Annotated in this window: 1 protein-coding gene; it reads right to left on the bottom strand. The window is 30.6% G+C overall.

The genetic code is table 4. The annotated features are described in order from the left end of the window. Positions 1–72: 72 nt before the first annotated feature. Positions 73–17,700, bottom strand: a complete 17,628-nt coding sequence (locus tag EXC45_RS03650; RefSeq protein ID WP_036435346.1) for a lipoprotein 17-related variable surface protein — start codon at positions 17,698–17,700, stop codon at positions 73–75. Between the last annotated feature and the right edge of the window lie 251 nt (positions 17,701–17,951).

The following is a 17,951-nucleotide window of genomic DNA, read 5'->3' as shown; positions in this document are numbered from 1 at the left end:
TACTAAAAAAGTAATTGTTTGATTTTTAATTTTAATATCAAAAAAAGCAAGTCAGTTGACTTGCTCATTTAATTATTTTTTAGGATTTGATTCTTGGAATTTTTTAGCAGCGGCAGCAACTAAACCAAGCACTGATATAGATCCAAGTGAAAGCACAACATATCATCATCAACATGCTCATCATGATTTGCATTTAAGTGTTTCTTCTACTTTAAGAGGATCGAAGTTTTTCTTAAGGGCTGATTTAATAACATTTGAGGCTTTTTCATCATTTGCATCTTTAACTAGTTGATAAATTCCGACAGTAACTTTATTATCATGTTCAGCGGCCTTTTTCAGCACATCAAAGTATGGAAAGGCGTTAACTTTATCAGCTAAATCATCATAGTTATTAAAGCGACCATTAACTTGGTTATTGACCATAGCTGAATTGAATTTATCTTTATTTAATTCAATTAAAGCGTCTACTAAATCAATTTCGCTACGTCCTTGAGCGTTTAATGTTTTTGAAGTGTTAACTAAATCTGTGACTAAATCATTTAGTTGAGAGTATTTGTTTTCAATTGATTTAACACCTTCATTTAATGCATTAGTTAAGGCTTCTTTTTTGTTTAGATATGTTTCATCATTAATATCTGAGTCACGGTAGGCTTTTAAGAAGTCGCTTAACTGAGCATTAGCATAAATGGCATCTTTGGTGTCATTAAAGACTTTTGGATCCACATTTGGATTTGTTTGAGCTAATTTATCAAGAAGTTCGTCTAAATGCGATTCTTTATCAGGTGTAGCTTCTTTGGCTAAATCTTTTAAAGTGTCAATAATTTGTTTAATTAAATCATTAGTTGATTCAGCTTTTTTGATAATTTCTTCTTGTTTTTTAGTGTCTGTTGTGTTACTTAATTGTTCTTTGTACTCATCTTTGTTTTCGTTCAATACATAAGGAAGTTTGTCAATTGCACTTTTGGCAAGTTCTTGTGCTTGTAATTTCAAGCGGTCAATAATTGATTGTACTTCACCTTTATTAAGATTTGGAGTAGTAAATCCTTTTGGAGCTTCATTGTGAGTAACTTTAAGACCATCAACAATAGCTTCATCAAAATTCATTTTATTTAATTCTTTGGCTTTGGTATATACATCTGATTTTTTAAGTTCATTAGCTGCTTGTAAAGCATTTTGAAGTTCAAGCATTTTATCATCAAGTTCTTGAGTGTCTTTTAGAATTTGATCCATTGATTTTTCACTTTGTGGATCGGTTGTTACAAGTGGATTTGCTTTAACTTCATTTATATAAGCTTGTTTTTGTGAATCATTTAAATGTTCAAAGTTTCGAATTTGATCAGCTATAGCTTTTTTGGCATCATTTACTTCGTTAGCTTTAGCAATAATATCTTTAGCTTCTTTAGTACGAACAGCATGATTGATTTGATTGATGAAATCTTGTTTTTCTTTTGGTGAAAGATATTCAAGATCGTTCAAATTAGCTATAAATTTGTTTTTATCTTCATCATTTAAGTTTGCACGATATGGACCAAAATGTTCTAATGCCGAAGCTACTACATTTGATTTTGGAGCATCAAGTAATGGTTGAAGTTTTGCAAATTCAGCATCATCAAGACCTTCATTATTGTTTGATTTTTCAACCATTGCTGGGTAATTTAACTGTGCGTTTTCTAACTCAGCAATTACTTGGTTGTTTCTTGAATCTGGAGCTGCATTCATTTTGGCTAAAGCATCATTTAGTTTTTCATTAAAGTGTTCTGAATTATATCCATCATCTTTAAGAGATACTAAAGCATCAACAATTTCTTTTTCAGCTTGTGATTTGGCAATGTCTTTGTTAGCTTCATTTATTAGTGCATTTTTGATATTTTGCAATCTTGGATCTGAATATTGTTTATCTTTAAGAGTATCAACATCATTTTGCACTTGAGTTTCTTTGTTATCTAAAGCTTCTTTTGCTACTTTGTAAGCATCATTGTTAGCAACATTAGAATCTAAGTAAGCGTCATAAGCTTCTTTAAGAGAAGCGATTTTATCTAAAGTTGTAGTAACTTGTTTGTAATCGTTGTAATTAGTGTTTTTGTTATTGGTTTGATCATCTTTTTCAAAAGCTTTAATTAAATCATTAATTTCACTTAACTTAGCTTTTGAATCTTGGGTGTTATGTGAAGGTAAATTATTTGCAACATATTCTTCTAGCGCTTTATCTAAATCATCTTTACGAGCACGATCTAAAATACTTTCTAAATCAGAATTATCTTGAGGATCGTTAGGATTTTCTGGAACTTTATTTGTTGCAATTATTTCATTGATAAAGTTTTGTTTTTCTTGCTCGTTTAAATGTGGAAGTTCTTTAATTTTATTTGCGATATTTTCTTTTTGAGAATTGATATTTTTTGCTAAATCAAGAATTTCGTCCACTTTAGCTTTAGTGTTATTTTGCTCTTGATCTAATTTATCTTTAAGAGCAGTTTTTTCTTGTTGTGAAAGATAAGGTAATTTATCTATAGCTTCTTTGGCTAAATCTTTGTATTTATCTAGTAAATCAGCATTTAACTTATCAACATTAGCTTTATCTCAATTTGGAGTATTGTTTTGAGCTATTTTTTTATCTTCTTCTGCAATGGCACTATTGATATCGTTAATTGACTCTTGAGTTGGAGCAATGTTATTAATTAAGTTGCTTCCAGCTTCACTTACATGATCGTATTTATCTTTAGTTTCTTCACTTGCTTGAGTGTAAAGTGGCTGAGTTATAACAGTTGGATTTTGAGTGACAAAATCTTTAAGAGTTTTCATTGACTCATTTAACGCATTAGCACGATCTACCACATCACTTGTAGGTTCATTATTTGAATTTTCAATTGCATTAAGATTTGATTTAATTACTTGATCTTTAAGAGCGGTTTTTTGAGCATCATTTAGAGAATCTAAATTATCAATATTGTTATGATGTTCTTTTTTGGTGTTATTAGTGTCATTTGAATTACTTAAAATTCCACTAATAGCTTCATCATTAACTGAGTCTTGATCAGGATTTGAGTAATTAGTATTTTTAACTTGTTTTTGGAAGTTATCTTTTTCAGCTTGAGAAAGATATTCCCCGCCAACAATAACATCAATAGCTTTTTGTTTTTTATCATTAATTGTTTGAGCACGATCAGTAATTGGTTTAAGAACTTCTAATGTAGGGTGTTCAACAGCGTTAATTTGATTTTTAAGAGCGGTTTTTTCAGCTTCACTAAGATTTGGTAAATTATCAACATAACTTGAAGCAACTTCTTTAAGAGCATCTTCTAAGTTGGTAGTTAATTTATCAACTGGGTCTTTAGGTCAATTTGCATCATTTTGCTCTTCAATGCCATTTAACCCTTCAACGCTAGGATTTTGATTATTTTGAAGTTGTTTTGATGCTTCAATTGCTTTTTGATATTTAGTTTTTGATTCTTCTGAAGCATTAGTAAACATCGGAGAAGCAACAACCTTAGGATCATCATTGGTAAATTGTTGTAATTTTGCCATTGAATCATCAAGTTCTTGAGCTTGAGCTTTTACTTGTGCCACGTTTTTAGCATCAGGATTTAAAGTGGCATCTCAATTAGCATTTTTGATTGCATCTTTAACAGCTTGTTTTTGTGAAGCATTTAAGTGTGGATAATTAGTTTCGACATTAGCAATTTCTTGCGCTTTTGCATTGTCTCAAGTAGTAGCTTTATCAGCTATTTCTTGAATTTGATCTAATGTAGTAGTTTGTGGATTGTCAAGTTGATCTTTGAGTGCTGTTTTTTCTTCTTGTGAAAGATGTTCTAACTTGTCAATTGCACCTTTGTAAGCTTCTTTTAAAGCATGAATGATAGCATCATTTAAAGTATCAACACTAGCTTTGCTTCAATTTGGTGAAGTTTCATTAATATTAGTGTTTGCTAAATTACTTGCTTGAGGATTATTATTAGCAATTAACTCATCACCACCATTAGTTAATTTATCGTAAAGATCTTGAGATTCAGGAGTTGCTTTTGCATATAGTGGAGAAGTAATTATTTTATTTTTAGCAGCTTCTAAGTCTCTTAATGTTTTCATTGAATTGTCTAATGCTTCAGCATTTTCAATAACTTTAGCTGTTGCAGGAGTGTTTTCTTTTCCTGCAATTGCATTTAAATTAGAATCTTTAATTGCTTGAGTAATCGCATCTCTTTGAGCTTGGTTAACATGCTCTAAATTTAAGTTTTGATCTTGAGTTTTTTTGGTGTTGTTTGTATTTTGAGCTTCTTGTAATTTTTCGCTTAATGCAGGATCTTGAGCTGGATTTTCTGAAGCACTTAAGTTTGTGTCTTTAACATCTTTAATGTATTTTGCTTTTTCATCATCACTTAAGTAATCTAATTTATTAATTGCATCAATTGTGTCTTTTTTGACATTATCAATTGTTTTAGCTTTATTTAAAACAGCATCAATTTCAGCAACAGTGTTAGTTTCAGGATTGTTAAGTTGCTCTTTAAGAGCTGTTTTTTCTGCTTCTGAAAGATTAGGTAAGTGATCAATTTTTTCTTCAGCAACTTTTTTAAGGGTTTCAGCCAATTTAGCCACTACTTTATCGACATCACTCTTGTTGTAGTTAGGATTTTCTCTATTTGAAATAGTAGTATCAACTTTATCTACATTAGCACTATCAGGAGTTGTATTTGTACTTAAAGCATTTGCGACAGCTTGAGCTGCAGAGAATTTATCTTTAGATTCAGCACTAACATCATCTCCTAGTTCGTTATTATCAATGATTGATTTAGCTTTGTCATTAAATTCACGTAATGTTTTCATTGATTCATTTAATGCACTTGCTTGATCTAAAACATTTTGAGTTGAAGGAGTGGTTTCTTTATTAGGAATTACTTCTAAATTAGACTTAATGATTGCTTCTTTAACAGCTGCTTTTTGCGAATCGTTTAGATATGGATAATTTGTTTCAACAGCATCATAATGACCTTTTTTGGTTGTATTCACTTCTTTGGCTTTAGTTTCAATTGCTTTAAGAGGTGCTAAAGCTTGTTCATTTAACTCATTAGCATCACTTAAGTTTGTGTCTTTAACATCTTTGATGTATTTTTCTTTTTCATCATCGCTTAAGTAAGGTAATTGTTTAATTTTGTCAATACTTGTTTGTTTTGCGTCATTTATATTTGTAGCTTTTGCAACAATATCATCAATGTCGCTGGTGTTAACATCTTCAACACCGTCAATTGAATTTTTAAGAGCTTCTTTTTCAGCATCTGAAAGATTAGGTAATTTGTCAATTGCGTCTTTAGCCGCTTGTTTTAAAGCGTCTTTAATTGCTTGAGCCAGTTTATCAACATTATCTTTGTCTCAGTTTTGATCTGAAGGTTTTGTAATTGATCCACTTGGTGCAAGAGCGGGAGCTAAGTTTTCATCACTAGGATTTTGATCTTTAAGTAATTGATCTGCTCCACTAATTAAATGGTCATAATTTTGTTTACTTGAATCAGTTGCATTATTATATTTGTCGCTTGTATGTACTGCCTCTTTAGCTTTAACTAAAGTATCAAGCACTCCCATAGCATCATCAAGATCTTTAGCTTTTTGTTTAACATCAGCAACATTATTTGAATTTGCATTTAGTGTAGCATCTAAATTAGCTTGCTTAATTTCATTAATTGCTGATGCTTTTTGGGTTTCGTTTAGATGTTGATATTTGTTAACTTCATCAATTACATCTTGCTTGTCGGTATTAATTTGTTTTGCATTATTACCAACGTTTTTGATTGCTTCTGGAGTTGTAGCTTTAGCAAGGTCTGATTTAAGTTTAGCTTTTTCTTCTTCAGAAAGATTTGGATAATTATCAATAGCACTTTCAACAGCTGCTTTTAAAGCGTTTTTGATTGCTTCGTTTAATTTATCAACAGCTTCTTTATTTCAGTTAGCATCTGCAGGTTTAGTAAATGAATCTTCAATTTGATTTGCTTGATCATCAGTTAAATTATTGTTATTAGCTAATTCTGAAGCTCCTTCAGTTAATTTGTTGTATTTGTCTTTTGAAGAATCAGTAGCTTTATTGTAGAAATCACTTCCTAAAACATTAGCTTTATCAGCAACAAGATCTCTAAGAGTTTTCATTGACTCATTTAAAGCGCTCGCTTTAGTATCAACATCTTCAAACGCAGGTGCATTAGGGTTGGTATCTTTATTTAAATTAGTTTCTTTAATTTCTTTAGCAACCGCATCTTTTTGAGATTGGTTTAAATATGGATAAGAAGCATCAATTGCATTAATTTTAGCTTGTTTTTGTTCGTTTAAGTTTTTACCTTCTTCAACAACATTATTAAGAGCTGTTTTATCTAAAGAATCATTAATTTTATCTTTAAGTTTAGTTTTTTCTTCTTCAGAAAGATTTGGATAATTATCAATTGCAGATTTAGCTGCTTCAACTAAAGCATTTTTTATTGCTTCATTTAACTTATCAACAGATTCTTTAGTTCAATTTGGAGTTGATTCATGAATATCAACGTTCGGTAATTTAGTTGCATCAGGATTGGTATTGCTTGATAATTCACTACCTGCTTCAGTTAATTTATCATATACATCTTTAGAATTTGGAGTTGCATTAATGTAAAGAGGTGTTTTGTGTACACTATCTTTAGCATTTACTAATCCTTGAAGAGTTTCCATTGCATCATCTAACTCAGTAGCATCTGAAATTACTTTAGCAGTTAAAGGAAGAGTTGAATTAGTAATTGGTTCTAAATTAGAATTAATAATTGCATCTTTTACTGCTTGTTTTTGAGCATCATTTAAATGTTCAAATTCAGGTTGAGTGTCAACAGCATTGTGTTTTTGTTCTTTTGTTGAATTTTTCACAGTGGCTTTATCTGATATTTCATTAACTTTACCAACGGTTTCAGCTGCATCTACTTGTTTTTTAAGATCGGCTTTTTCATCAGCTGAAAGATATGGTAATTTGTCAATAGCTGCTTTAGCGTTATCTTTAGCTTCTTGAAGATGTTCAATAGTTTCTTTAAGAGAATCAATTGTCCGTTTAAGTTCTTCTACAGCATCAAGAGGATAATTTGAAGTTGTTGGTTTTGTAACTGTATCTCTTCAATCGGTAATTCCATCAAGTACAGGAACTTTTGTGTTAGTTCCATCTACATTATCTGGAAGTGGAATTAAATCTTTAGCTGCTTGAATTGCAGCATCATATTGATCTTTAAGATTTTGTGGAGCATTAGTGTATTTTTCACCAGCAGTAAACTCTTCATTTGCATCCACACGTTCTTTGGTATCTTTCATTGCATTATCAAGAGCTTTTGCGTTTTGCTCAACTTGTGTAGTTGTAGGAAGGTTTGCATTTGATACTTCTAAAGTATTTGAGTTTTTAAGATTTTCTTTAACTTGATCTCTTTGAGCTTTATTTAAGTGTGGATAGGTAGCATCCACTGCAGCGATTTTAGCTCCTTTTGCATTGTCAGTTGTAGTAGCTATATTATTGATGGTTTCAATTGCTTCTTTTGCAGTATTGTAAGCTTCCTCAGGAGTTGATGTAGATTGTTTAAATGTATCTTTAACACGATCTAAATCAGCTTTAAGTTTTGTTTTTTCTTCATCTGAAATATTAGTTTTACCATCAATAGCATTTTTAGCAGTTTGAATTTTATTATCTAAATCTCTTTCGTAATTTAAGAATCCATTGTCATCTTTAGTGTTGTCAACAGCAACCTTAAATTGTTCTGCAGTAGGAGATACAAAGTTAGTATCTTTAAAATTATTTAAATCTTCACGAGCATTTTCCGGAACTAAAGAAGTATCCACATTAAATAATTCTGATGAAGTTTTTGTGGTGTTAAGTTTGTAATTTGCAGTAAGTGTTCCATCTTCGTTATTTGGATCTATGGTTGTATCAATTGTTGAAACTTTATTGTTTGTAGCAAAGGTATTATCTAGCACATAATCGCTACTTTGAACATCACTTGGGAATGTTGAAGCTTTTGGATGTTCAGAATCTGAATAAGTTAAATTATTATTAGCTTGATCTTTTAATTCATTTAATCTATCTCTTTCGGTTTTAAGACCATCAACAACTTTATAAAATACTTTGGATTCAGGTTTAGTTCCATCTAAATTAGTGTGATCAGGATTATTATCAACTAATTTATATGCAACCAATGTTTTACCATTAACATCATCATGTCCAACTACATTGACAATTTCAGCAACTAAATTCGGATCATCATTAGTTAAATTAATTGTGTAATTGTCTTTATTTTTACCTTCTTCAGAACTTGGCAAGGTAGTTGTTGGATTGTTATTGGTAATTGAGACGGTGTCTTTATCTAAATTGTTTAATTTATCAATTGCATCTTGATATGTTGTTTTAAATCCTTCTAAAGTAAAGGTTCTACTTTGTGTTGATTTGACATCACTCAAATTATCACGAGTTGAAGTAATTGGTAAAGTAATAGTTAAAGTACCGGCTTTATCATTTGGTGTTAAAGTGGCATCATCAGGAAGTAATTTATATCATTTATTTTCAGTTTCATCTTTTGAAAAACTTAAATCTGATTTAGTAACATTTGAAGGTAATTTGTTTGCTTTTGGAGCAGTTTCACTTGTATAAGTTACTTCTCCTGCATTAGCTTCAACTAATTTATCAAGTCTTTGAGATTCGGTTAAAAATCCGGTTACTTCTCTTGAAATACCTGCATTATCATCTGCGCCGCGAATGTTAAATGATGAAACGTTTTCAAATCCAGGTTCTGTTGAAGCAAGTTCAGGAACTTTTACCATCACAGTTCCCTCTTCATCGTTAAGAGATTCAATAGTTACGTTTTTAGCAATTGCGTTAACTGGTGCTCCAAATACGAATTCATTGTGATCATTTAATGTTCCGTTTACTTCTCTCACACTTAAGGAAATATCACTTAACATTAAGTTGCTTAAAATTGGTGTGTTATTTTTTCTAGCGATGTTAGCATTTATGTCTTCAAGAATTTTTGAAAGTCTTTGTCTTTCTTGCTCTTCGGTTTTAATTCCTCTCATTACATGGGTTTTTGTTTGTGTTGATCTTATTCCTTCAAGACCTTCTCGAGTTGAAGAAAGAGTATATGTAGCTTCTAAAACACCGGTTTTATTATTAGCTCTTAATCTTAAATTTTCAATATTTACTGAATGACCATCGTAATATGGTTGAATTAAGGCTTTAATTTCATCAGGAGTGTATGTGGATGCCGCACGAGTGGTTTTATCATTTGGTGAAAGAAAGTCTATATTTACTGGTAACGGAAATCTTTCTGTTTCTCCCACTAAAACACGATTTAAACGATTTACTTCTGTTGCGAAACCTTCTACAGTGGTTTTATCTTTAACTGATACAGTTTCAAAACCAGGACGAGTTGAAGTAAGTGTTAATGAAACATCAACAGTACCATTTCTGTCGTTTTTATTATCAAATTCAATTTCTGAAACTCTAACTTTATTTATGTAATCAGTAGCTAAACCACTTAAATCTTCACCATTAAGGTTAAAAAATACATCTTGTTTATCAAATGTAGTACCAGTTGGTCAATTTGTTTTATCTTCATAATCAACATTTTCTAGTGTATCAGCTAATGCAGTTTCTAATCTTTGTCTTTCTTGTTCGTATGTTATAAAACCAGTAAACACTTTAGTGTAAGTCTCATCTGTAGCAATATCACCTAATTGACGCTCATCTCTAGCTGAGTTTAATTTATATACTACAGTTGCAGTTCCGGTTTCGTTATTAAATTCAATACTTTGGACATCTTCTACACGAACTCTTGCATGATCACTTGAAAATACAGTTGATAATAATTGAGAAGCTTCGTCTTTTGTAAATTCTGAAGCTCCTTTTTTATTTGCGCGATTGTATTGAAGATTGTTTAGTTGAGTTTCCTTAGCAGATACTAGCTCAGAAAGCCTTGTTTTTTCTGTTTTGAAATCAGAAATTGTTTTAGTTGATAAATCGCTTGTTGAATTTCTTAAACCTGGTTTAGTAGAAACTAATTTAAATTCTAATTCTAAACTTCCATTGCGATCTTCAGTGTTATTGAAATAAAGTTCTGTTGCTTTGGCATTTAAAGTTGGAAAATCAATTTCTTCAGTTCTTGAATTATATGTTCCCACAACTCCGTTAATTGTCATTTTAATGTTTTCATTAGATAACTGATCACTTTGATAATCCGCAAGAATTTCTCTAGAACCATTATATTCAACACTAGTATGATTATCCACTAAATCTTGAAGTCTTTTTGATTCACCATCTGCTGAAAGGAATGAATTTAATTGAATAGTTCGTGAAGTTGAAGATTTAACATCTGTTAAACCGTTTTTGGTTGAAGTAAGTTTAAATTCTGCCCCTAGTGTTCCAGTATTGTTATTTGGTGTTAAAGTAATGTCATCTTCAGTAACTTTGGCATTAGCGTTTGTATTATATAAATCATTAAGCAATTTTGCTATTTCCGCTTTAGTCACTTCTGAAGGTGAACGTGTTTCTTTGTTTGTAACATTTACATTATCACTTGTTGCATGTTTTTGGATTTCTTCATCAAGACGTTGTTGTTCTGTTTTGAAGTTGCTTAAAGTTTTAGCACTCGAAGGATCTGAAACAACATTTTCAAAACCAGGCTCAGTTGAACGCAATTTGTATACTGCATCCACGCTTCCTGTCTTGTCATTTTTGTTTGATTCATCAACTGATTCTAATTTTGCACTAATTGCATCAATTACAACTTCATTATTTACAACCGAACTTGAAAACGCTTTATTAGGATCGTTTGACACTAATGTGTATTTTGCATCTTCAAAAGTGGTATCAGAAGGTAAGTTAGCTTTATCTGAATAATCTAAAGTTGTACTTGAGCTGTTAATAATTGCATTCAATTCAGTTTTAACTTGATTTTCATTTCTAAATTCTCTAAAGACTTTAGTAACAGTTTTTGAAGAGGTTTCAGATTCTAAATTATTACGTGTTGAATTTAGTTTATAAGTTACAGTTATTGTACCATCAGCATTATTTTTCGCAATCGAACCAACAATATTATTAATAGTAACATTTGAATTAGTATTATTTAATACCGAATTTAACTTATCAATTACATCCGCATCTTCAATGGTTGAAGGCGCTTTTTTCTTAGTAGCTGCATCAAAATCTAAGCCGTTAATATCAGCAGTTTTATTATCAATAACTTTATCAAGTCTTTGAGATTCAGTTAAGAAGTTAGTAATTTCTTTTTTAGTTGTATCGTTTGTATCTCTAACTTCAACATGTGAAAAGGCTGGATCTGTAGAAACTAAATCATATTTTACTTTTAGAGTACCATTTTGATCGTTTTCTTCGCTAAATTGTAAATTAATAGCTTTGGCATTAACTGGTGCATCAAAGATATATGAATCAGTAACTGAGTCATATCTTCCTCTAACGTTATCAATTGTAATGATTACTTTTGATTTGTCTTTAGTAGTTAATAAAGGTGTATTTGTTTTATCTTCATAATCAGCTGTAGATCTAAGCAATAAACCATTTAAACGTTCTTGTTCTTGCTCAGTTGTTTTAAATCCGCTAAAGCTTACATTTCTTGCTTTTGTAGAATCTACATCAGTTAAATTATCTCTAAGTGAAATTAATTTATATGAAACACCTAAAGTTCCATTAGTATCATTTGCATTTAGAGTAATTGAATCTAAATCAATTTTCGCTTTATCTTCTGCTGTATATAAATCATTTAACAAATCAAATACTTGTTGTTTTGTTTTTGTAGAAGCTGGAATTTCTTCGCTATCACTAAAATCACGAGGAGTAGTTCTTGCATCTAAAACATCATCAAGTCTTTGAGCTTCAGTTTTAAATCCATTTATTGTAAACTCTTGTGGTTCTGAGACAACATCATCAAAAATTCTTGATTTAAGTTTTAAGGTTGTTTTAACGCTTCCATCACGATCGTTTTTATCTGAATAATAAGAAGTATTTGAAGGAACAACTATAGCATTAATTGGTGCATCAAAAGGATCGCTAACAGTAGCTGATTTTGTTTGAGAACCGATTGTAACTTTTAATTTTGAATCTTCAAAAGTAGTCATTGAAGGTAAATTAGTTTTATCATCATAATTTACACTATCTGCTAATAAAGAATTAGCTAAATTATCTAAACGACTTTTTTCTTGAGCTTTTGTTAAAAATCCAGTAAATACTTTAGATACTTCTGTAGTTGAATAAACTCCAGTTAGATCATCACGAGTTGATTTGATAATGTATTTAATTTCTAATGTTCCGTTTTCATCATTTGACTTAAGCAATACTTCTGGAGTTGTAGAGTTAACATTTTTAAGAGAATTATTATTATCAAAAGTCGCTTTTGAAGAAGCGAAAGCTTGAGTTATTGCATTTGCTATATCTGCTTTAGTTACTGATGAAGCTGGTTTTGTTTTAAGCGCAGCAGGTAAATCTAAATTAGGATTAACATTATTAATTACTTCATTTAAACGATCTACTTCACGTTTAAACCCACTTGCAGTACCATTTTTGGTAACTTTAACATTTTCATATCCAGGTTTAAGAGAATATAAATCAAAAGTTAAATTAATGGTTCCATTTTCATCAAGAGCATTTGTTTTGCTTGCATAAACAACATTACGAATTTCAAATTGACCCTTGTTATTTGCTATTTTGAGTTTGTTTGGTTGTGATGCATCATAATAAGCAGTTACTTGCTCACCATTAACATTAAATTTTAAAATTGTATTTGCAGTTGTAAGGTTGGTATTGGTAATTAAGTTTTGTTTTTGAGCATAATCAGCTGAAACAACACTAATATTATTTAAACGATTAATTTCATTTTGAGCATTTAAAAATCCAGTTAATGTAGTAGTGAAACTTTCAACACTTTTTGTTGGGTGACTTGAAGAAACATTAAAGTTATTTCTGGTTGAATGAACTTTTCATGTTACATTAATAGTTCCGTTTGAATTATCACGATTTACAGTAATATTTGGATCCACAGTCGCAAGTTTATCACTTGGAATTAGTTTAGCAAGCGAAGCAATAATTTCGTCATTAGTTACTTGAGATACTTCACGATTACGAGCTAAATCAGCAGTGTTGAAATCAACACCATTTAATGATGTTTTTACTTCATTAACTCTTTGTTGTTCAGTTTTAAATCCACTTACAACTTTATATTTAGCATCACTAGCAACAGCAGTGTATTGATCAATGGTTGAATAAGCTTTAAAGTTTACTTTAACAGAACCAGTGTTATTTGCTCCGTTATTTCCTAAGTCATTAGCTTCAGTAAAGGTTATATCCTTTACAACCATATTTTGATTTGCAAAAACAAAACCATCGCGCGAAGCGTCTCATACACCTTGTTCATTATTTAAAGTCAATCTCAATTGTGATTTTTCAAAACTAGTTAATTGTGCAGTTTTATCTCCAACTGGGTAATTTGCAACAATTTGGTTTGCAAGTGTATTGACACGAACTTTTTCACTAGCGTTTGATCTTAAATTATTTAAAGTAATTGATTTAGTATCACTTGAAAGGACATCAGTAAGCGAAGTTCTCTTTGAGCGGAGCTGGTATGTTATTTTTAAAGTTCCGTTAGCATTATTTGCAACTAAATTAATTGAATTTAAATCAATTTCTGAAGAATCATGATTGTATCCAATTGTAAGAAGTCGTTTTGCTTCGGTTTTAGTTACACTTGAAGGAGTTTGGTTTTGTAAACCATTACGTAAGTTAGTGTTATTTTCTGGATTGTTTACCGCTGCGTTTAAAATATTATTTAAACGTTGTACTTCAGTTAAAAATCCTGGAATGATTGCTGTTCTAGTTTCTGTTTGAAGTTCTTCAAAACCTGGTTTAGTTGAAGCTAATTTGTATGAAATAGTTAAATTACCACTTCGATCATCTGTTGCACTAACAGTAACTGGTCCTGTTAATTTAACTTGCTCATTAGTATTGGTTGCATTACCCGCAATTTTTCCACTGCCATCTGCACTTGTACTTCAAAGTAAATTATTAACAATAAAACTAGTTAAAGCGGGAGTGTTTGTTTTAGGAGAATAATCAAAGTTAGCCCCGTCTAAAGAAGCAGCTATAAGATCAATTCTTTGTTGTTCAGCTGATTTGCTTAAAAATCCATTAAAAATAGCTACTTTTTGGGGTTCAGATACTATGTCAGTTAAATTAGTTTTAGCTGATTTAACTTTATAAGTGACAGTAATAGTTCCATTTTGATCATCTTTATTTATTGAAATATATTCAGGATTAGATTTATTGGCTCCATTGTTAAATAAAGCAAGAAACTTAGCTTTAATTAGTGAATCAGAAACTCTTGAAGGTAAATTATTTTTATCTGAAGCGGTGAATGTGATTGAATTGTGCAAGTTTCGATTAATTAATTCATTTAATCTTTGTTGTTCAGTTTTAAAGTTTCGGATTTCTTTATTTTGTACACTAGAAACAACATTAGTAAATGAAGATTTGTTTGAACGTAAATTAAAATCAACATTAGCTGTACCATTACGATCGCTGCTGTTAGTTGTAGTATCAACATTAAAGACAATATCGGTGATATCTAAATTTAATGGATTATTTGCAATAACTAATTTGTTTTCATTTCCAGCAACATATTTAGCTACATAGTCAGTATTATTATGTCTAATTGTAACTTCAAGTTGTTTATAATCAAGTGCTCTTTCACTTGGAAGATTATTTCTTGCTCCTTTGTAAACAACATTAGTAATTTTTGCTTTTAAATCATCAAGACGAGCTTGTTCTTGAGCTGCTGTGTTAAATCCAGATATAGTAAAGCTTCTTTTATTTGATTTTTTGTCAGTTAAGGAATCACGTTTTGACACAATTCAGAAGCTAACATTAATTGTACCATTGGTATCATTGTATGATACTTGAAACTGATGATCATTAACCGCTTGAGCTTTTTGTGATTCAGGAATAACTGCGTTAATAGCAGCGACTAACTCATCCTTAGAAACACTTGAAGCAAGGCGATTTTTATTGTTGATTTGATTTGAGATATTCGAATTATTAAGAATAGCTCTATCGTCAATTAAAGTATTAAGGCGTTGAGTTTCTGTAATAAAACCTTGAATTCTTTTAAGATAAATTGCTGCACTTTGATTATCTGATTGAGTGGTTGCAAAATCTTCTTTTGTTGATTGCAAGTTAATTCTTATGCTAAAAGCACCACTTGTATCTGTGAGGTTTGTAATTTGAGATGGTTCAAACCTAACTATTTTGGCATTAGCAGTAGGAAAAACTCATTCTCCATTTTGGAAAACTCCTTGATGTTGAACGCCTTTATCATCAGTTACTGAAAAAATAAATTTAGAATAATTAGCTATTGGATCAAATGTGGTTGGTCAATTTAATAAGAAGTTTTTAGGTGAATAATCAACAGTTAAAGTTCTCATCAAAGCATCTAAACGAGCTTTTTCTTTCGCTGCGGTGTAGAAACCAGTTTCGGCAAAAGTTTTATCTGCGGTTTTTACAGTATCAACACTTGAAAGTTGATCTCTAGTTGAACTAAGTGAGTAGGTGATATTTCATTGACCATTTATATCATCTGGTGTTGCTGAAAAAGGTTTAACAACTACATTTAAATTGCTATCATTGTAATAATTAGCTAATCTTGTTTTCACTTGATCAGCAGTATATTTTGAGGCTTTCAATTGTTTTTCATCGGCAGTAAATAAATTTCCTTCAAGACTTGGATGAATGTCTTCAAGAATTTCAGTAAGTCTTTGAATTTCGGTTTTAAATCCGTTTAATCTAATTGCATTAGTTGATGAGGTCGGAGTTCTTTCAATTAAGTGAGAATTTAAGTTAGTATTTAAAGAACCTAAAGTAATGTATGAATCTAAATGTCCATCTGCATCATTTAAATTAGTTAAATCTTTAAGGTAATAACTTTTTACATATGCATTTAAAGATTCAAAAACATGTCTTCCGTTTTTGTAAACCGAAGTATGAGTTGTTCCTGAAGCATCAGTAATTGTGTAAGATAATTTATTTTTTATACCTCTAGGTAAATTTGCTTTTTTATAAGCTCCGGTAGCAGTTTTGAAATCCTTAAATTCAATAGCAGCAAGAACATTTTCTTTTCCTTGATAATCAACAGCAGTTACTCGATTGTTTAAATCATCAATACGAGCTTGTTCACTAGCAACTGATAAAAAACCACCAATTGTAATTGAACCACTATCATTTGAAGATACTTGAGTAGTTAACTGATTTCTAGTTGAATTAAGTTTGTATGTAAAAGTAATTGTACCGTTGTCATTATTTGTAGTAAATGAAGTAATTAAGGTTGAAGTTACTTTAGCATTATCAGAAGCATTGTTAAATAAAGTAGTTAATTTGGCTGCTAAAGAATCTTTAGTTACTGATGAAGCTAAAGATTGTTTTTCACTTGTAGAATACAAGTTATTGATAATTGTGTTTCGTTTTTGAGCAAAAAGTTCATTTAAGCGTTGAACTTCAGTTTTAAATCCATTTATTTGAGAAGAAGCAGAAACTGAAACGTTTTCAAAACGAGGTCTTTTTGAAAATACATCAAAATTAACCCTTAGTGTTCCATTTTGGTCAAGGGCATTTGTTTTATTTTCAAAAGTAACATTTCTAATTTCAAAATCAACATTTGGATCACTTGAAACTAATTTGTTTACTTCTCCATTAGCAGAATCGTATCTAAAAGTTGCTATTTGTCCATTTTCTAACACTGCTTTTATGATAGTGTCTTTAAAAGTTAAGTTAGTAGAAGTAATTAAGTTTGATTTATTAGCATAATCAGCATTACCATTTGCGCTTCAAGAAGCATTTTTAATTTGATTTAAACGATTAGTTTCTTGAGTTGGATCCACAGGTTCTAAGAAACCATCTAATGTAATTGTATTTGTGGCTCTAGAGAATATATCAGGAGCACCGGTTTGATTACGCAAATGATCTGTAGTGTTTGAATCAGTTCTTGTACTTTTTAGTCTATATGTAATAGTGATTGTTCTTCCGTTTCTTACTACTTGAAAATCCTGACCCGGAGAGATAACTGCTTTATCAGAAGTTCTTTCTGCTTTTTTAACATAAGCCAATAATTCTTGGTCTGTTACATCACTTACGGTTCTATTTTTATCGATTTCACCTAAATCTCGCGTAGCCATTGATCCGTTAATAATCTGATCCAATCTTTGCTGTTCAGTTTTATAACCAGTAGTAACTCTATTTGTAGTGGAATAGTACTCAACTGCTGGATCTGTTAGAGACCTAACACTAATTATTCAATCTATATGTGCCGAATTATCTTTGTAGAATCTAGAAGAATTTTCTAATTCACCTCTTTCAAAAATTGTGGTTGTTCTTAGAATAACTTCAAATCCATAGTCAGTAAATTTAAAACTATCTCAAAAATTTCGTTGAGAAACAGTAGTAACTTTACCAGAAGGATCGGTGTATTTAGCAGACATCAAAGGCAAGTTGTCTGGGTTAGGATACCCTGAACCAGGAGTAGTTAAGAATATTTCGATGTTAGATTCAATCTCCTGCAAATGAGCTTTTTCTTGTTCTTGAGCATCAGTAAGAGACAAAGTACCTATAGATCCTAGTGCAGCAATACCTACAGCAACATTAGAACTTAAAACTCTTTTTAATCTTTTATTTTTCATAAAAACCTCTTTTTTCATTTACACAAATAAATAAACCTAATAAGGCCATTTATATAATGTATTATATAAATATTCCAAATAGAAATTAGGTTCAAAAAACATTAACACAAGTGTTTTTGCTCGTGTAATCGTGGTTATAAAATATTTTATAAAAAAAAAAAAAAAACATTCTGAAAACGGGTTAATTTTGCCTTTTGAAGTGTATTTTCACTTGTTAATTTAGGCACTTTTACAAAGCAAATACTTGAGTA

It is taken from the genome of Mycoplasmopsis columboralis, from assembly GCF_900660675.1.
GTDB classification, from domain to species: domain Bacteria; phylum Bacillota_I; class Bacilli_A; order Mycoplasmatales; family Metamycoplasmataceae; genus Mycoplasmopsis; species Mycoplasmopsis columboralis.
This window is presented reverse-complemented; position numbering and strand designations above follow the sequence as displayed.